This is a genomic window from Limnohabitans sp. 2KL-3, assembly GCF_001269405.1.
GTDB lineage: Bacteria > Pseudomonadota > Gammaproteobacteria > Burkholderiales > Burkholderiaceae_C > Limnohabitans_A.
The window spans coordinates 221,132-238,894 of sequence record NZ_CXON01000002.1 but is presented as its reverse complement, the minus strand read 5'-3'; the positions used below and the strand labels follow the sequence as shown (position 1 = coordinate 238,894).

17 protein-coding genes are annotated in these 17,763 nt (G+C 57.9%); 7 read left to right on the top strand and 10 right to left on the bottom strand.

All coding sequences use genetic code 11. The features are described from left to right. Positions 1-2 precede the first annotated feature (2 nt). Positions 3-905: a YicC/YloC family endoribonuclease gene (locus AMM41_RS03475; protein WP_089953047.1), complete on the bottom strand. Its 903-nt coding sequence runs from the start codon at positions 903-905 to the stop codon at positions 3-5. Positions 906-1,081: 176 nt separating this feature from the next. Between AMM41_RS03475 and rph the strand changes: the two genes are divergently transcribed. Genes rph through hemW form a run of 3 tightly spaced genes read left to right on the top strand, consistent with a single transcriptional unit; the run spans position 1,082 to position 3,697 of the window. Then, positions 1,082-1,840 (top strand): ribonuclease PH, encoded by a 759-nt coding sequence (gene rph, locus AMM41_RS03470; RefSeq protein WP_089953651.1) that lies wholly within the window; start codon positions 1,082-1,084, stop codon positions 1,838-1,840. Positions 1,841-1,853: 13 nt separating this feature from the next. Beyond that, entirely contained in the window at positions 1,854-2,468 is a 615-nt protein-coding gene (gene rdgB, locus AMM41_RS03465; protein WP_089953045.1) for an RdgB/HAM1 family non-canonical purine NTP pyrophosphatase, read from the top strand. Positions 2,469-2,494: 26 nt separating this feature from the next. After that, positions 2,495-3,697 carry a radical SAM family heme chaperone HemW gene (gene hemW, locus AMM41_RS03460; RefSeq protein WP_089953648.1) on the top strand — a complete coding sequence of 401 codons (1,203 nt, stop codon included), beginning with the start codon at positions 2,495-2,497 and terminating at the stop codon, positions 3,695-3,697. 23 nt (positions 3,698-3,720) lie between these two features. Here the strand turns inward: hemW and AMM41_RS03455 are convergent, their stop codons facing one another. Both AMM41_RS03455 and AMM41_RS03450 read right to left on the bottom strand, forming a co-directional pair. Continuing rightward, the gene (locus AMM41_RS03455) at positions 3,721-4,089 is read right to left on the bottom strand and encodes a hypothetical protein (RefSeq protein ID WP_089953043.1); all 369 of its coding nucleotides are present in this window, start codon (positions 4,087-4,089) and stop codon (positions 3,721-3,723) included. A gap of 66 nt (positions 4,090-4,155) precedes the next feature. Then, on the bottom strand, positions 4,156-5,088 hold the full coding sequence (locus AMM41_RS03450) for a Bug family tripartite tricarboxylate transporter substrate binding protein (protein WP_228769094.1): 933 nt from the start codon (positions 5,086-5,088) through the stop codon (positions 4,156-4,158). Positions 5,089-5,413: 325 nt separating this feature from the next. Here AMM41_RS03450 and AMM41_RS03445 point away from each other — a divergent pair, with 325 nt between their 5' ends. Then, positions 5,414-6,250, top strand: a complete 837-nt coding sequence (locus AMM41_RS03445) for an IclR family transcriptional regulator (protein WP_089953041.1) — start codon at positions 5,414-5,416, stop codon at positions 6,248-6,250. Positions 6,251-6,339: 89 nt separating this feature from the next. Here AMM41_RS03445 and AMM41_RS03440 read toward each other — a convergent pair whose 3' ends face one another. Further along, complete coding sequence (locus tag AMM41_RS03440; RefSeq protein ID WP_089953039.1) at positions 6,340-8,568, bottom strand: xanthine dehydrogenase family protein molybdopterin-binding subunit; 2,229 nt, start codon at positions 8,566-8,568, stop codon at positions 6,340-6,342. Between the two features lie 10 nt (positions 8,569-8,578). Next, positions 8,579-9,037 carry a (2Fe-2S)-binding protein gene (locus tag AMM41_RS03435; protein ID WP_089953037.1) on the bottom strand — a complete coding sequence of 153 codons (459 nt, stop codon included), beginning with the start codon at positions 9,035-9,037 and terminating at the stop codon, positions 8,579-8,581. 246 nt (positions 9,038-9,283) lie between these two features. On the opposite strand from AMM41_RS03435, the gene AMM41_RS03430 reads away from it, so the two are divergent. Both AMM41_RS03430 and AMM41_RS03425 read left to right on the top strand, forming a co-directional pair. Then, positions 9,284-10,294, top strand: coding sequence for a quinone oxidoreductase family protein (locus tag AMM41_RS03430; RefSeq protein ID WP_194944592.1), 1,011 nt, complete (start codon positions 9,284-9,286; stop codon positions 10,292-10,294). 3 nt (positions 10,295-10,297) lie between these two features. Then, positions 10,298-11,263: a Bug family tripartite tricarboxylate transporter substrate binding protein gene (locus tag AMM41_RS03425; protein ID WP_089953033.1), complete on the top strand. Its 966-nt coding sequence runs from the start codon at positions 10,298-10,300 to the stop codon at positions 11,261-11,263. Positions 11,264-11,337: 74 nt separating this feature from the next. Here the strand turns inward: AMM41_RS03425 and AMM41_RS03420 are convergent, their stop codons facing one another. Beyond that, positions 11,338-12,303, bottom strand: a complete 966-nt coding sequence (locus tag AMM41_RS03420; RefSeq protein ID WP_089953031.1) for a Gfo/Idh/MocA family protein — start codon at positions 12,301-12,303, stop codon at positions 11,338-11,340. 171 nt (positions 12,304-12,474) lie between these two features. On the opposite strand from AMM41_RS03420, the gene AMM41_RS03415 reads away from it, so the two are divergent. Beyond that, a complete protein-coding gene (locus AMM41_RS03415) occupies positions 12,475-13,800 on the top strand; it encodes a glutamate carboxypeptidase (RefSeq protein ID WP_089953028.1) in 1,326 nt (441 codons plus the stop codon). 81 nt (positions 13,801-13,881) lie between these two features. On the opposite strand, the gene AMM41_RS03410 is transcribed toward AMM41_RS03415, so the two are convergent. From AMM41_RS03410 to AMM41_RS03395, 4 genes are read right to left on the bottom strand one after another with little or no spacing between them, the layout of a single operon-like run. After that, on the bottom strand, positions 13,882-14,661 hold the full coding sequence (locus AMM41_RS03410; protein ID WP_089953026.1) for an enoyl-CoA hydratase/isomerase family protein: 780 nt from the start codon (positions 14,659-14,661) through the stop codon (positions 13,882-13,884). 33 nt (positions 14,662-14,694) lie between these two features. After that, a complete protein-coding gene (locus AMM41_RS03405) occupies positions 14,695-15,915 on the bottom strand; it encodes a CaiB/BaiF CoA transferase family protein (RefSeq protein ID WP_089953023.1) in 1,221 nt (406 codons plus the stop codon). Beyond that, on the bottom strand, positions 15,912-16,787 hold the full coding sequence (locus AMM41_RS03400) for an SDR family oxidoreductase (protein WP_228769077.1): 876 nt from the start codon (positions 16,785-16,787) through the stop codon (positions 15,912-15,914). The genes AMM41_RS03405 and AMM41_RS03400 overlap by 4 nt, the downstream gene beginning before the upstream one ends. Then, positions 16,784-17,761, bottom strand: a complete 978-nt coding sequence (locus AMM41_RS03395; RefSeq protein WP_228769076.1) for a Bug family tripartite tricarboxylate transporter substrate binding protein — start codon at positions 17,759-17,761, stop codon at positions 16,784-16,786. Before AMM41_RS03395 ends, AMM41_RS03400 begins: the two co-directional genes overlap by 4 nt. Between the last annotated feature and the right edge of the window lie 2 nt (positions 17,762-17,763).

Here is a 17,763-nt window from a genome sequence, read left to right as displayed (position 1 = left end):
CTTTATTCGATGTTCTGGACTTGTTCGCGCATTTGCTCGATCAGCACCTTCATATCCACCGAGATGCGGGTCATCTCGAGCACGGCCGATTTCGAGCCCAGCGTGTTGGCTTCGCGGTGCAGCTCCTGGATCAAAAAGTCCAGACGCTTGCCAATGTCGCCGCCTTGGGTCAGCAGGCGGGAGAGTTCATCCAGGTGCGAGCGCAGGCGGGTGAGCTCTTCGGCCACATCAATGCGGATGGCAAAAGAGGTTGCTTCGGTGAGGGCACGGTCTTGTGCGGCCTCGGGCAGGAGGCTGCCATCGGCCAAAGCCATGGCGTCCTTCCATCGCTCCAAAAAGCGAAGGCGTTGTTGCTCGACCAGTTGAGGCACGAGCGGCACCGCTTGTTCGGCCAGGCTGCGCAGCTGCGCAATGTGGCCTGTCAGCATCTCTGTCAGACGGGCTCCTTCACGGGCGCGGGCTTCGCGCAGGGCGTCCAGGGCTTGGGATGCCAGCTTCATCCAGGCGGCGTCGTCAGGGGCTGGCTGGCCCGAGCTGCCTGCGGTCATGCGCAGCACATCGGCCACACTCAAAGCGCGGGCTCCTGGCATCCAGTCTTGAATTTTGTCTTGCAAGGCCGCGATTTTTTGCAAAGCCTGGTGGTTGGGGGCTTGAAGGGTAGCCGCGTCACCGGCATCCTGGCTGGCACGGACTTCGACTTTGCCACGTTTGATGTGCCGTGTGATCAACTCGCGCAGGCCGGGTTCCAGTTGGCGCAATTCCTCGGGCAGGCGAAAACTCAAGTCCAAAAAACGGCTGTTGACGGAGCGGATTTCCATACCAAGTCTCGCTGTAGGACCCATTGGAGCGGGGGTCTCACCGTCTGCGGGCCCTGGGCTGTACTGCACGCTGGCATACCCGGTCATACTGTAAACTGACATCGATCAAGTTCCTTGTGACAGCGCTTGGCCACACTGACCATCCAGCGCTGCAAATGCCCAGCCTAACAGCTGTGCATGAAACGAGGCATTATCTCAAACTCTTTGGCCTGACCCGCTCGCACTTGGCCGAGCGCAAAGGGCAGCACCATTTCAGCACCAGCATGAACACCACAATTTCTTACGTCCGTACCGGTCGCGCCAGCGACGCATTGCGCCCTGTGCGCATCACCCGCGGTTATACCGTGCACGCCGAAGGCTCGGTCCTGATCGAGTTCGGTCAGACCCGCGTGTTGTGCACGGCCTCGGTCGAAGAAAAGGTGCCGGGCCACAAAAAAGGCAGTGGTGAAGGGTGGGTCACGGCCGAATACGGCATGCTGCCCCGCGCCACCCACACACGGGGCGACCGCGAAGCCGCTCGTGGCAAACAAAGCGGCCGCACGCAAGAGATCCAGCGCCTGATTGGCCGCTCGCTGCGGGCCGTGTTTGACCTGAAAAAGCTGGGCGAACGCACCATCCACCTCGATTGTGATGTCTTGCAGGCCGACGGTGGCACGCGTACGGCCAGCATCACGGGCGCTTTTGTGGCGGCGCAAGACGCCGTCAACTGGCTCATGGCCACGGGCAAACTGAGCGAGTCGCCCATCATCGACCGTGTGGCCGCCATCTCGGTGGGCCTGAAAAACGGCACTGCCTTGCTGGACTTGGATTACCCCGAAGACTCGGCCTGCGACACCGACATGAACGTGGTCATGACCGGCGCGGGTCACTTTGTGGAAGTGCAGGGCACGGCCGAGGGCGTGGCTTTTACCCGCGTGGAGATGGACCGCATGCTGGCGCTGGCCGAAAAAGGCATTGCCCAGCTGGTGCAACTGCAAAAGCAGGCGCACGACGAACCCCAAACCTTGACTTTCAGCGCTTGAGCACCATCCCTTCATGAAAATCGTTCTGGCCTCCAACAACGCGGGCAAACTGGCCGAGCTGCAGACTTTGTTTGCGCCTTTGAACATGACGCTGGTGCGCCAGTCCGAGCTGAACATCCCTGAAGCCGCAGAGCCCTTCAAGACATTCGTTGAAAACGCCTTGGCCAAAGCCCGGCACGCCGCACAACTCAGTGGTCTGCCTGCTTTGGCGGACGACGCAGGCCTGTGTGTGGATGCCTTTGGCGGACAGCCTGGCGTGGACACGGCCTACTACGCCACCCGCTTTGGTTACCCCAAGGGCGACGACACCAACGTGAGCGCTTTGCTGGAACAAATGCAGGGCATCAGCCAACGCCGTGCGGCCATGGTGAGCACCTTGGTGGCCTTGCGCAGCGCAGACGACCCCGAACCCCTGATCGCGGTGGGGCGGGTGGTGGTGCAGATCACGCCCGAGCGGCGAGGCAGCAACGGTTTTGGCTTTGATCCGGTCATGTTTTTGCCCGAGTTTGGCAAGACCTTTGCCGAGCTGCCCGCCGAAGTCAAAAACGCCCACAGCCACCGAGGTCGCGCCGCACAAGCCATGCTGGCACTGATGCGTGAGCGCTGGATGGATGCCCCGGCTGCATAACCCTTTTTGAGCCTTCCATGAACCCCATGTTGGACCCGGTGCACGCCATGCGCCCAGGCGTGTTGCAGCTCAGCAGCCTGCCGCCCTTGTCGCTGTATGTTCACCTGCCTTGGTGCATCAAAAAGTGTCCTTACTGCGATTTCAACTCGCACGAGTTGCGTGCTGGAGCCGATGCACCATCCACGCAAGACGCCTACATCGATGCACTGTTCGCCGATCTCGAGGCCAGCTTGCCCTTGATCTGGGGCCGCAGCATCCAGACCGTGTTTTTGGGTGGTGGCACACCCAGCCTGTTTTCACCTGAAGCGATAGACCGTTTGGTGGGCGGCATCCGCGCCCGCGTGCGCTTGGCACCTGACGCCGAAATCACCATGGAGGCCAACCCCGGCACTTTTGAGAAAGACCGCTTTAAGGCCTTCCGCCAAGCGGGTATCACCCGTTTGTCCATTGGCGTGCAGAGTTTTGACAATGCGCATTTGAAAGCGCTGGGTCGGGTGCATGACCGCGACCAAGCCTTGGCCGCCGTGACGGAAGCCGCTCAGGTGTTTGACACCTTCAACTTGGACTTGATGTACGCCTTGCCAGGCCAAACCCTGCAAGGCCTGACACAAGACATCCAAACCGCCTTGGCCTTTGTGCCACCGCACATCTCGATTTATCACCTGACGATCGAGCCCAACACCGTGTTTGCCAAGTTTCCGCCTTCCTTGCCCGAAGACGATCAGGCCTACGAGATGATGGACCGGATCACTGAGTTGACGGCACAGGCGGGTCTGGAGCGTTACGAGGTGTCGGCTTACGCCAAGCCTGGACACAGGTGCTCACACAACCTCAACTATTGGCAATTTGGTGATTATTTGGGCATTGGCGCGGGAGCGCACAGCAAGCTCAGTTTTGCGCACCGTGTGTTGCGCCAAGTGCGTTACCGCGAGCCCGCTTTGTACATGCTCCAAGCCATGAAGGGCGAGCCTGTGACACAAAGCAAGGAAGTGCCTCGCCAAGAACTGCCTTTTGAATTCATGCTCAATGCGCTGCGTTTACGGGGTGGGTTTGCGCTGGCCGATTATGTGGACCGCACGGGTTTGGCGCTCAACAGCCTTCAAAAAGGGTTGCTGGAGGCCGAGCAAAAAGGCTTGATTGGCAGAGACCTGCACCGGGTCTGGCCGACAGACAGGGGGTTTGACTTCTTAAGTGACTTACAGGCGCTGTTTTTGGCTGAAAGTGTCTGAAACCTGAAGATTTCCTTGTGCATTCACAGGGAAAGTGTTTGGTGGGCCTGCTGCATGGACTGGCCCAATGTGTTGAAGTATTCCAGCGTGCGCTCAGACGGAATCAGGAACTTGGCGCGTCGGTCACCCTCTTGGCTTTGTGCCATGAGCATTTCTTTGTCGCGCAGGCGGGTGATGCGTTTGTGCAGAGTGGCCGGAGAGCCCAAATCTTCCAAGGCAATGGCCTCGCGCACGGTCATGGGGTTTTTTTCGTACCACCTCAGCACCACCGCTTGTAACAAAGCCTCTTCGTTGGCGTCCATCTCCAATCCGACAGGAAGCACCTGAATGGCTTTGGTGAGCTTCAGGAAGCGCAAATAAGCTGCAGCGAACGGGCTATTGGTTTTTTCCATAATTTTTCGATTTTAACGAATTAATCATATGCCACGTTGCTTTTGACAACATGGCATCCATGGTGTTCAAGGTGACGTGATTTTTCTTTCTCGGATGATGCGACCCCAGGTGGCTGTTTCACTGACCATGTAACGCGCCAGCTCATCGCGCGAGCCTGGCATGGGGGTTAAACCATGTTTGTTGAGTTGTTCTACCACGTCTGATGCTGTCAATACTTTGACCAATTCGGTGTTCCATCGATCTAAAACCGGTTTGGGCACTTTGGATGAGGCCACGAAGGCGTACCAGTTGGTGGCATTGAATCCTGGATAGCCCGATTCCGCAATCGTGGGGATGTGCGGTAATGCACCCAGGCGTTGTGTGCCTGTGCTGGCCAGGGGAATGATCTTGCCCGCCTCGATGTGAGGTGCTGCTGTGGCCATGGTGGCATACCAGGCTGCCACACGGCCACCCAGCAAGTCCTGCAGTGCAGCTGCGCCGCCTTTGTAGGGGACATGCAAGGTGTCGAGTTTGGCCATGTCGTTGAGCAATTCGCCCGCCAAATGAGATGCGGAGCCTGGGCCGGTGGACGCAAAATCGAGTTTGCCGGGGTTCTTTTTGGCGGCCGCAATGAATTCGGCAAACGTCTTGATGCCCGTGCCGGGGTGCACCACCAACACGTTGGGAAAGTTCACGGCCATGGTCAGCGGGGCCAAATCTTTCACCGGATCGTAGGGGAGCTTCATCATGTGGGGTGCAATGGTCAGCGGACCCACAGAACCCAACAAGAGCACACTGCCATCGGATGGGCCGGTGGCGGTGTACTGGTGGGCGATGTTGCCGCCTGCACCGGCTTTGTTTTCCACGGTGACGGCGACGCCCAGGTTTTCACCCAGTTTTTTGGCAATGATCCGAGCGCCTGTGTCGGCTGCGCCGCCCGGCACAAAACCCACGACCATGCTGATGGTCTTTTTAGGTGGGAACTCCTGCGCGGTGGCCTGAGTCAAGGGCGTCAGCATGGCCGCAATGGCGCAGCAGGTGGAAAGGATCAAGTGGCGTGGCATGGTGTGCATGGTTGAAAACGGGGTCAGTGTGGTTGAACAGGGGCTAGGCGGGTCGCTTGGCTGGCTTGAAGCCAGATAAAACAAACAACTCCAATGTTGTCGCAAATTGTCCCGTTCTTCGCGCCAAAGTCAGCGAACGAACAGTCGCATCAATAAAAGCATGACCTGCTCGGCGCACTGCGTTCAATTTCCCAACTGATTATTTTTCAAAATTAATTCCAAAATCAGTATCTCTGTGAAAACAACACCGCACAATACAATAATTTCGCTATTCGAAATTATGAGCAGCAAACAGACCGCCGGTCCTTCTTCGAGCCGTCGACAAACACGCCAGACCGGGGTGTTTGTGAGAACAACGCCGGGCAGCCAATCTCTGGAGCGGGGGCTGAGAATTTTGCGCACCTTCCGGCATGGTGTGGATTCACTGACCAATGCTGACATTGCCGAGCGAACGGGGCTGGTGCGGCCCACAGTGAGTCGGCTCTGCCGCTCCTTGGTGGACAGTGGGTTTCTCGAGTTTGATCGTCAGCAAAACGCCTACCGTTTGAGTGTGGCCAGTTTGAGTCTGGCTTTGTCGTTCAGGTCCACAGAGCCTGAACTGGACGTGGCGCTTCCTTTGATGCGCGAGTTGGCTCAGAGCCGGAAAGTCAATGTGAGCCTGGCCACGGCAGACCAGCTGGAGATGGTCTATGTGGAAACCGTTCGATTCAGTCGACAAGGCGTTTTCAGGCACCAAGCGGCCGGCAGTCGGATTCCGATCGCCGTCACCTCCTTGGGTCGCGCCTATCTGGCGGGCATGCCTGCCTTGCAACGCCAATGCTTGCTTGAAAAAATGCAATCTGCGCAGGGCAAGGATTGGCCAAAAACGCAAGAGCAGCTGCAGCAAGCCCTCCAGCAATTCGAGCTGAGCGGCTTTTGTTACACCCAATGGCAGCCGGGCATGGGCTCGGTCGCTTCGCCCATTCAGTCACCCAGCGGCAGAACTTACGCCATCCACATCAGCTATCACATCGAATCGCCTGACTCGGAGATCCGTCAGATGGATGCGTACGCAGCACTGCTGAGCCATCTGGTGCACGACGTCAAGGCGGCATGGGCAGAAAAAATCGGCGATTGAAGACCCTCACCCCAACGCCAAGCCACAGGCCCGGACAATGTCATTGACCCGGGCCTGTCGAACATGGCGCTTGACGGTGGTGATGCCTTTTATGCGGTTTTGGCTCCCGCCCCTTTCAGGGCCGTCAAAACGGATTCTGGCGTGAAGGGAATGGTGCGCAAGCGCACCCCGGTCGCGTCAAACACCGCATTGGCGATGGCAGCGGGGACCGTGGTGGGGGTCTGTTCGCCCGCACCCCAGGCGGGCAGACCTGGTTGATTGATCAACACCGTTTGAACCGTTGGGGTTTCGGGGAATCGCAATATGGGGTAGCTGGCCCAATCCACACTGTCAATGGTGCTGCCATGCCATTGCACTTCCTCCATGAGGGTTCGGCTGATGGTTTGGATGACACCACCTTCTACCTGGTTCAGTACACCATCGGGGTTGATGATTTGCCCACAATCGTGGGCCACAAAAACCTTGGTGACCTGGATTTGGCCTGTGCTTCGATTGACCTCCACCTCTGCGACCGTGGCCACATAAGTGATGGCATTGTTGTAGCGCACATATGAAATGCCCCGACCGCGTGCGATGTTGCCTGCAGTCACTTGGCTGGCTGAGGGTCGCTTTGTCCAATTGGACGCCTTGAGCGCCGCTTGAATGACAGCGCTGGCGCGTGCATCGTTCAGGTGGGCCAGACGGAACTCGGCGGCATCGGCACCCGCTGCTGCGGCCAATTCGTCCATGAAGGATTCGTTGGCAAAACTGTTCTCGATACGGCCAGGACTGCGCAAATGCGAAGAACGCAAAAAAGTCTGGGCAACGTGCTTGGTGGTGACCAAGATGTTAGGCACCACATAAGGCGCTCCGGCATTCTGGAACAAGAACCCCACCCAGTTACCGGGGCGAGGAATGCCTGTGTCGCTGGCGGCCAGCAATGGAAAATCCAGTGGTTTGAATGCGGCAATGTGATTCAAGGCGATGAAAAAATCGCCTTTCCAACCGGTGATCTTGCCCTGCGCATCCAGACTGGCTTCCAGATCCATCGAACGTGGTGGGCTTTTGGGTGCCAAGGCCGTTTCATCCTGACGCGTCCACTGCACGCGCACAGGTTTGCCAAGTTTCATGGCAATCAGGGCCGCGTCCGCGGTTGCATCTTCATGGCCATTGCGGCCATAGCAGCCTGAACCGTCCAGATACACCAACCGGATGGCGGTTTTGGGCAAGCCCGTGATGACCGACAACTCATGCTGCATGGAGTGTGTGGCCTGAGAGGCCGACCAGCACACCAGTTGTCCATTTTTGAAATCGGCCACCGCACACGATGGCCCGATGGAGGCATGCGTTTGTACCGCAAAGTTGTAGGTGGCTTTGACGCTGCGGGCTGCGCTGCCCAAGACTTGGGACACGTCGCCCACTTTTTGTGTGGCCTCTTCCTTGGCCACAGGCATTTTGCGCCAGGCTTCAAAAATAGTGGCTTTGGCAGGCAAGTCTGCACCGGAACTCCATTGGGCCTTCAAGGCATCTGAGGCCTTGATCGCTGCCCACTCGGTTTTGGCCACAACCGCCAAAAAGTTGCCTTGACGCACGGTTTGCACAAAACCCTTGATCTTTTTGGCCTGTGAATCATCGACCCCTTGCAGTGATGCCCCGATTTGGGTGGGTCGAATGACCCGGGCATGCAGCATGCCCGGAAGCCGCAGGTCGTGCACATAGAGGTGCTCGCCAGTGACTTTGGCTGGAATGTCCACGCGCGGCACCGACTGACCCACGAGTTTGTAGTCGGTGTGTTTTTTAACGGCAATCTTGGGGTCGATCTTGATTTCAAATCCTGACCCAATGAGGCTCCCGTAAGTGGCGGTTTTGCGACTGGCCTCGTGTGCGATCACCCCATCGTTGACGATCAATTCAGTTACTGGCACACCCCAATTTTTGGCTGCGCGTTGAAGCAAGGCTTGTCTTGCGTTGGCCGCAGCAATGCGCAACTCGCTGCCGCCTTGTGAAATGGTGATGGCTGCGCCCGTGAGCCATTGGTCAGGTGTGGTGCCCGTGTCGCCCATGACCATGTCAATGCGGCCAAAGCCCACATCCAGCTCGTCTGCGGCAATTTGGCTGAGTGCCGTTTTGGTGCCCGTGCCCAAATCCACTTTGCCCACGTAAAGGGTAATGCGGTTGTTTTTGTCAATGGTCAGCCACGAGTCCAGTGCATCTGTGGCCACGCTCTTGGTCGGGGCCAGACCATTGGCCGCTTGGGCTGTACCCGTCAAAGAAAAGCCTACGGCCAAGACCCCAGCGCCAGCAGCACCCAAAAATTGACGTCGATTGAAGTTGCTCATCGTGCTCTCCTCAGGCGGTGATGGCGCGTTTGACGGCGGCCACAATGCGTTGATGGGTGCCGCAGCGGCAAAGGTTGCCGGCCAGGGCTTCTTGGATTTGTTGGTCGCTCGGATTTTTGTTTTTGGCCAGCAAGGCGGTGGCCGTCATGATCATGCCGTTGATGCAATAGCCACATTGCACGGCTTGGGTGTCGATGAACGCTTGTTGCAATTTGCCGGGTTTGGCTGTGCTGCCCAAGCCTTCCAAGGTGATCACGGCTTTGCCCTGCACACTGGCAGCGGGTGTGATGCAAGAGCGGGTGGCTTGCCCGTTGACCAAGACCGTGCACGCCCCGCATTGACCCTTGCCACAACCAAATTTGGGGCCATTGAGTCCCAATTGATCGCGCAGGGCGTAAAGCAGAGGGATGTCCTGATCGGCGTCGACCGAGCGGCCTTTGCCATTGACCTTCAAATTCATTTGAGCCATGTTTTGTCTCCATTGTTTTGAAAGGCACGCAACCGGACATGCCCTGCCTCGCATTGAACGCACCAAGGTCGCTGCGATCCAATTCATTATGAGGATTGGTCCATCCTTGTGCCTTCGTGATATCCCGAAGAAAGTCCGCTAGGCGACAGTTTTGTGGGCGGGTCTGAAGATACTGCAGCGTCTGTTGTGCATGGGCCGTGGGGCTTGTCCAGCCCGTGTGCAATGGCTTCTTTTCTGGAAAGCAAGATGGCATCTCCGTTTGAAATACAGGTCACCGCCATCGGTGGGCCTGAAGTTCTGCAAAGTCGTTCGATCGAGGTTCCTGTGCCAGCACCGCATCAGGTGGTTTTGGTTCACACGGCCATTGGCGTGAACTTTGTCGATATTTACTTGCGGGCGGGGCAGGCCCATTCACACAACCCGCAGCCTCCCTTTGTGCCTGGCATCAATGCCGTGGGCGAAATCGTGGCGTTGGGATCGCAGGTCCATGAGCTGCATTTGGGACAAAAGGTCACCTACACCAACGCAGGCGTGGGCAGCTACAGCACCCATGTGGCGGTGTCGGCCGAGCGGCTGATCCCTGTGCCGCCCGATGTGGACGATGTGCGTGTGGCGGCCGGTTTGGTGCGGGCCCTCACTTGTCAGTACCTGCTCAAGCAAATGCGCCAACTCGAGCCCGGCACCCGCGTGCTGGTGCATGCCGCTGCCGGTGGGGTGGGGCAAATTTTGGTCCAGTGGGCCAAACGCTTGGGCTTGGTGGTGTTGGCCACTGCAGGCAGCGAAACCAAGGTCCAGACCGCCTTGGCGCTGGGGGCAGATTTCGCCATCAATTACCGCAGCGAGGACTTTGTCTCCGAGGTCAAACGCATCACGCAGGGACAGGGCGTGAGCGTGGTGTTTGACTCGGTCGGAAAAGACACTTTTGACGGCTCCCTGAAGTGCTTGGAGCCCAAGGGGCTGGTGGTCAACTTTGGCACCGCGTCCGGGCAAGTTGAGGGTTTTGCCTTGCAAGACCTGCACAGCCAATCGCTGTGGGTATGCCGCCCCACTTTGCGCACGTACATCGCCAACCGCGCTGACATGCTCGCCATGAGCGTGGAGGCCTTCGGCATCTTGGGCGACCCCACGATTCGCTTGGACATTGACACCTTGCTGCCCCTGAGTCAGGCCAGTGAGGCACACCGGTTGCTGGAGAGCCGAACCACGCAAGGGGCCATCGTTCTGATTCCAGACGCCCTCATGAACCCACAGGAGTAAACCATGCACATGATCAAAACCCTTTTGACCGCCACCTTTGGCTTGGCCGCACTGGTCTCGCCAGCCAGCGCAGAGTACCCGGACAAGCCCATTCGCATGGTGGTGGGCTATGCGCCAGGTGGTGCGGCTGACAAATTGGTGCGCCCCATCACCGATCGGTTGTCACGCATGTTCAAACAGCCTTTTGTGATGGATTACAAGCCAGGTGCCGGGGCAGCGTTGGCCGCAGAAATAACCGCCAAAGCGCCTGCCGATGGCTATACCTTTCACATCACAGACTCAGGCCCCATGACGATCTTGCCGCACATGCGCAAACTCGGCTACGACCCCTTGAGCAGCTTTACGCCCATCTCGATGGTGGGGGGTGGGGGTGTGGTGGTGGTGGTCCTGCCCACATCCAAAGCAACGGACATGAAGTCCTTGGTGGAATTGGCCAAAAAAGACCCCAAAAACTGGAGTTATGGCACCTCAGGGGTGGGCGGTGTGGGGCATCTGGCGGGTGAGCAATTCAAGGCCGCCGCCAAGCTGGACATTGGCCACATTCCCTACAAAGGCGGAAGCCCTGCCATCACCGAATTGCTCGGGGGGCATGTGCCGGTGTTGTTTTCTTCGTTGGGCTCAGCAGCTTCTCACATTCAGGCCGGCAAACTGCGGGCCTTGGCCGATTCCTCCAGCAAACGCAGTTCCATGTTCCCCGATGTGCCCACCATGGCCGAAGCCGGATTTCCAGGCTTTGATGCCAGCATTTGGTTTGGCATTGTTGGGCCGGCCGGTCTGCCCAAGGAAGTGATGGACAAATGGGTCCCTGCCATGGCCAGCGTCTTGAAAGACCCGGAAGTGATCGCCGCCATCAAACGCGAAGGCTACGACCCTATGCCCATGACGCCCCAGCAAACCACAGAACGGATCAAATCCGATTTTGAGTTGTGGGGCAAAACCGTCAGAAGCGCCAACATCAAAGCCGACTGAGGGCCCTGAGCTGTTCGCAGGCCGCGACAGCGGCACAGCGGCGGGTCAGGTCAGGTGCACCTTGGAAGTGGAAATCAGGACTTACCTGCCAGCATGGCTTCCACCAACTCCTGGACTGCCAAGGCTTCTTCGGCCGTGGCCAGTTTGTGCGGCTGGCCGCGCAGCCACAAATCCACCTCACTCAACTGACGCTGCAAAGCGCTGGTGCGCGGGTCTTCGGTGCGCCAGTCCAAGGCCTCCTCCCAGGGGCCGCCGTTTGAGCGCCACAGTTGGTAAAACTCCCTGAATTGGTGGTTCATGCGGCTGCCGCGCACCGTGACTTCTTGACGGTCGGGTTGCTGGCCACCCGTGGTGGCCATGACCGTGACGGGCTTGCCATCGGCCGTGGTCAAGCGTGCCAGCATGTCCAACTCGCACAAGGTGGGGTCTTGCGGGTAACGCGGCAAAGCCTGCTGCAAAGTCAGTGGGCCCAAAAAGCGCCCGGCCAAAAACAAGAAATGTGAGGTCACTTCGCGGGTGTAACCACCTTCCTCGCGCAGGCGCAGCCAGTCGGCGTCTTTTTGCCAAGCACGGGGCCAGGCCGGGTAGTTCACCACGATGTCAATGCCCAGCAGTTCACCCGTTTCTCCAGCGTCCATGGCACGTTGCAGTTCTTCGAAACCCCGCGACGCCGCCTGGGTGAAGTTGACCACGCCGGGCAAACGCGCTTGGCGCAGTTGAGTGACCAAATCACGGCTTTGCGCGTTGTCAGTGCCCAGGGGTTTTTCCATGAACACGCCTTGCCCAGCCGCAGCGGCTTGCAAGGCGTAGGTTTTGCGCGGGCCTGGCGGGCAGGCCAGGTACACCACATCGGCCCCGGCCATGGCGGCTTGCGCATGGGCTGCAACGGGCACCTCAGGTGCCATCTCCCGCGTTTTGGCCACAGATGCAGGCGAGGGGTCCCAAACCCCGCACACCTCAAAGGCGGGATGCAGCAAAGTGTTTTCCAGCATGCGCCGGCCCATGATGCCCAGTCCGATGATGGCCATTTTGTGTGTCATGTTTTTCTCCTGTGGGTTGCAAGCTTAGCAAGGCTGCCGCACACGCGTGTCGCCTTTGCAATGCCCCCTGCTGAGCAGCCCCACGCGTGCTTGTGCTGTCGCGAATGCTGCTGACTGGCTTCAGTCAAAGTCGTTAAATGACCCCATCCATTCATCACTGAGGAAAACGTCATGTTGCTTTCGAATTGGGTTCGTTGTTCCAACCGTCAAGCGACCCGGCTGCTGTTGGCTGCCAGCTGCTGCGCAGCAGCATTCACACCAGCTTGGGCTCAGTCCCCAAGCGATCCTGCCAAGGCCCGTGTTCAAACGATGGCCCAATCTCAAACACCCGCCTTGCTGGACACCCTCAAAACTTTGGTTTCCATCGAGTCGGGGAGCCGGGATCTGGAAGGCCTTGAAAAAATCAGCCAGTTGATTGGGCAACGCTTGCAGCAACTGGGCATGGAGGTCAAAACCATTCCCACGCAGGCCCCAGACTTTCACCCCCAACTCAAAGGCGCCAAGCTCGGTTCGGTGGTGATGGGCACCAAAAAAGGCAAGGGCCAAAAGAAAGTGCTGTTGATCGCCCACATGGACACGGTTTATTTGAAGGGCATGGTGGCTAAACAGCCCTTTCGCATCGATGGCAACCGGGCTTATGGCTTGGCGATTTCAGACGACAAAGGGGGCGTGGCCTTGATTTTGCACACTGTGCAAATGCTGCAGGATTTGGGTTTTGACGATTACGCAGAACTCGCTGTGGCCATCAACGGCGACGAAGAAGTGGGCTCGGCAGGCTCCAGCGCCTTGCTGGTCCGGTTGGGCGAGGAATACGATGCGGTGATGTCCTTTGAAGGCGGTGGCGTGGACAAAGACATGGTTCGACTGGCCACCAGCAGCATTGCCATTGTGGAGATGAAAGTCACCGGCAAAGCCTCTCATGCTGGCGCCAACCCCGAAGGCGGGCGCAACGCAGTCTACGAATTGGCGCACCAGATGCTCAAGACCCGCAACTTTGGTGACCCGTCCAAGGGACTCAAGATCAACTGGACCGTGGCCCGGGGTGGCGATGTCCGCAATGTGATTCCCGCTTCAGCCAGCGCCATTGCCGATGTGCGTTCGCTGTCCAACAAGGATCTGGATCAGATGGAGGCCAGCCTGAAAGAAGCCATCAAGGACAAGTTGATCCCAGACACCCAAATTGACCTGAGTTTTTACAGAAGCCGTCCAGCCTTTGAAGCCACTCAAGCATCTCGGGTCATGGCGCAACACGCCTTGGGCATTTTTCAGGAAATCGGCCAAAACCTGATGGTCCAAGAGCGTGCCACCGGTGGGGGGACGGATGCCGCGTTTGCCGGGCTGCGTCCCAAAGGTGGTGTGCTGGAGAGTTTTGGACTGCGCGGCTTTGGAGCCCACTCGAACGACGACGAGTACATCTTCATCGACTCGATCGCGCCACGGCTGTATCTGTCCACACGCATGGTGATGGATGTGGGCAGCGGCAAAGTCAAATGGTGATCAAGCCACAGGGATGTTCACCATCCTTGTTGCACAGGCCGGCGCGAGTTGGCCTGTGCAGCCACCCGCGCAACCACCCATTCAGCGGGCTTGGAACTGCGGTGGTCGGCGTTCGGTCATGGCTTTGACGCCTTCTTTGAAATCTTCGGTTTTGAACTGCCAGTTTTGCTCGGCACTTTCATGCGCTACCGCTTGCTGCAGTTGCGGCACCAAGCCTTGGCGCAGGGTGGCCCGTGTGGACTGAACCGACAGCGGGGCTGAGACAGCGATTTCGTGAGCGAGTTTGAGGGCTTCGGCACGCACATCGGATTGGGCCACCAGCACATCGGCCAACCCCATGTCCAAGGCTTCTTGTCCCCCAATCCGCCTGCCCGTGAAAAACAGCAAATTGGCTTTTTGAATCCCTACCAAGCGGGGCAAAGTGACCGACAGACCAAAGCCGGGATGAAAGCCCAAACGGTTGAAGTTGGCCGTGAAACGGGCTTCTGGGCAGGTGACGCGGAAATCGGCCACCAAGGCCAAGCCGAGTCCGCCACCCACAGCAGCGCCTTGAATGGCCGCCACAATCGGTTTACGGCAAGAAAAAATCCGGATGGCCTCGAAATACAAAGGATTGGTGCCTGGGTTTTCAGGGCGGCTGATTTTGTCATCTGGGCTGTTGAAATTGGCCCCGGCACAAAATGCCGTGCCCTGGGAGGCCAGCACAATAGCCCGACACTGCGGGTTCTGATCCAGGGCTTCAAAGGTATTGGCAATTTGCTGGATCAATTCAAAGTCAAAAAAATTGTGAGGTGGTCTGCAAATTTCCACCAAGGTGACATGTTGGTCGTGGGTGATTTTCAGATCGGGGGTGCTGCTCATGATGGGGTCCTGTCGTGTGAGGTAAAAGTGCCGTCAGTCGCTTTTCAAAATGACACCTTGATCGGCCAGTGCCTGGATTTGATCGGGGCTGTAACCCAACTCGGACAAGATGGCGTGCGTGTCCTGGCCGAGACGGTGGGCCTGGTGGCGCACCTTGGCCGGTGTTTTGGCAAATTTGACAGTAGGACGCACATAACGAATGGCCCCAACGTCAGGGTGCACCGTGTCCTCAAACAGCCCAACGGCTTGTAATTGAGGGTGAGCTGGCAAGTCCTCCATGGCGTAGATGGGCGTTGCGGGAATGTCCAGTCGGTCGCAAATTTCAATCCATTCGGCGGTGGTTTTGGTGGCGGTGATTTGGTGCAAAGCGGCGTACAGCCCTTTGATGTTGGCATTGCGTGTGACGCGGTTGCTCACCCCCAAAGACTGACCCAGGGCCTCTTGACCCGCATCTTTGAAAAAACTTTCCCAATGGTGGTTGGTGTACGGCAGCATGGCAATGAAGCCATCGCGTGTGGGGCTGGGTTGACGTCCACCGCCCAACACACGGCTGTAGCCAGCACTTTGGGTGGCTGGGTTGCGGGTCAGTCCCCCCATGTGCTCCACCAAGGTGAAGGCCACCATGGTCTCTAGCATGGGCACTTCCACATATTGCCCTTGGCCGCTGCGCGACTTGGCCAGCAAGGCGGCCAAAACGGCGTTGACCAAAACCATGCCCGTGGTTTTGTCGGCCACCAGTGTGGAGACGTAATCTGGCCGATCGCGGCCAAGGCTGTTGACACTGGCCAATCCACAAGCTGCCTGAATGATGTCGTCAAAAGCGGGGCGGTCCTTGTCGGGGCCATCTTGGTCAAAACCTGTGGCCGCGCAATAGACGATTTGGGGGTTGGCTTGGGCCACGGCTTCGTAACCAAAACCGAGTTTTTCAATGGCCGAGACCCGCATGTTGTGCACCAGCACATCCACCCGCGGAACCAATTGCCGCAAAATGGCTTTGCCTTGATCAGACTTCAAGTCCAAGGCCATGGATTGTTTGTTGCGGTTGATGGCCAGGTAAATCGAACTCATGCTGGGCGAGAGGTTCACGCCGTTGGAGCGCATCAGATCACCTTCAAGGCTTTCGATCTTGATGACCTCAGCACCGTAATCGCCCAGCATTTGTGTGGCCAGAGGACCCAGCACCACCGAGGTCAGGTCCAGTATGCGAATGCCTGTCAAAGGCCCATCAGACAAGTCCATGTTGGCGTCACTCATGCTGTGTTTTTCTTGGGTTTGAGGCTGTCCCAGGTGCTGTCAGGCCAGTGCTGCATGTTGTAAGCCGATGCGCCTGCCGCACCTTGCAGCATTCGGCCGCCATCGATGATCACGGCCTCTCCCGTGATGAAGGCGGCACTGTCTGAAATCAGGTACACACACAAGTCGGCCAATTCATGGTGCTGCCCGACACGCCGCAGCGCCACACCTTGTTCAATGGGGGCGTCACCGATGCGTTCTTGCGGCATCAGGCGAGACCAAGCACCTTCGGTCGGAAACGGCCCTGGCACCACCCCCACGGTGCGAATGCCATAAGGGCCCCATTCGACGGCCAGGCTTTTGATCATGGCCAGTGCACCGGCCTTGGCCATGGCCGATGGCACTGTGAAGGGCATGCCGGTCAGGGCCGACTGGGTCAGGATGGACATCACCGTGCCTGGGCGTCCAGCCTCGATCCAACGGCGGCCCACGTCCAGGGTGCAGTAGGCCGAACCCTTGAGCACGATGTCGACCACCGCATCAAAAGCACGCGTGGACAGGCGTTCAGTTCGGGCCAAAAAATTGCCCGCCGCATTGTTGAGCAGCACATCCAGTGGTGCTTTGGCCCAGATGGCGTCCATCATGTCTTGCACGGCCTGCGCATCCCGTACGTCACAGACATGCGTTTCAATGTCAACACCCAAGGTGCTCTTGAACTCTTGGGCTGTTTGGCTCAACACGTCTGGGCGTCGACCACAAATCACCAAGTCTGCACCCAAAGCCACATAGCGCTGGCCAATGCTTTTGCCCAAGCCTGTGCCACCACCCGTGATCAGGATGCGCTTGCCCGCCAGCAAATCGGGTCTGTACATCGACATGCCGTGGGCTTTCATTCGGGTTGCATTCCAGCCATTTTGGAAATACGTGTGAACCGCTCGAGCTCGTCTTGCTGGAATTTCAGCATCGAGTCACCAAAGTAAGGCATGTTGTCTGAACCGGAAGCTTTGTTGAAGTCCATGCCTTCACGAGAATCCCTGACTTTGACCAAGGCTTCAATGAGCTTTTTCTTGATGGCTTCTGGCGTGCCGGCCTTGACGTAAAACGACGTCCAGGAGTAGTTCACATATTCAGGAAAACCACTGTCAATGAAGGTCGGGACGTTGGGGAAATCGGGGTGTCTTTTCTCACCTGAGACGGCCAGTGCCTTGAGCTTGCCTGATTTGATCAAGGCCGCAGCCCCGCCCAGATCGGCAATGCCCACATCCAGTTGATCCCCCATCAGGTCGGTAAAAATTTGAGCGCCCCCTTTGTAGGTGATGTGGTTGAACTTGACGTCGGCCATGTTGGAAAACCATTCACCTGCCAAACGATAGCCCGCCGAGTAATTGGCCAGGCTCAATGGTTTGGTGGGATTCTTTTTGGAATGTTCCACCACATCTTTCAAATGGTTGAACTTGGAATTGCCAGACACCACCCAGACATTCATGTTGCGCGACAGACCGGCCAAAGGCGTCAAGTCGGTCATGGGGTTGTAGGGGAGATTTTTGATGCTGATGGGATTGACCGAGATGGGTGAATTGCTGGCCAACAAAATCGCGTGACCATCGGCGGGCAAAGCCAACAAGGCCTGAACCGAAATGATGCCACTGGCACCGGGTTTGTTTTCAACCGTGGCCGACTGACCCAACTGCTTGGCCAGTCGATCGCCAAAAAAGCGGGCCGAGGTGTCAGAGCCGCTGCCGGCCGTGAAGGGGACAAAAATGCGAAAAGGTTTGGACGGAAAGTCTTTGTCTTGGGCCACTGCCCCTGTGCACAGGGCCATGGCCAACGACAAAGCGCAGCCGGTGAGAAAGTTTCGCTTGAGCATGT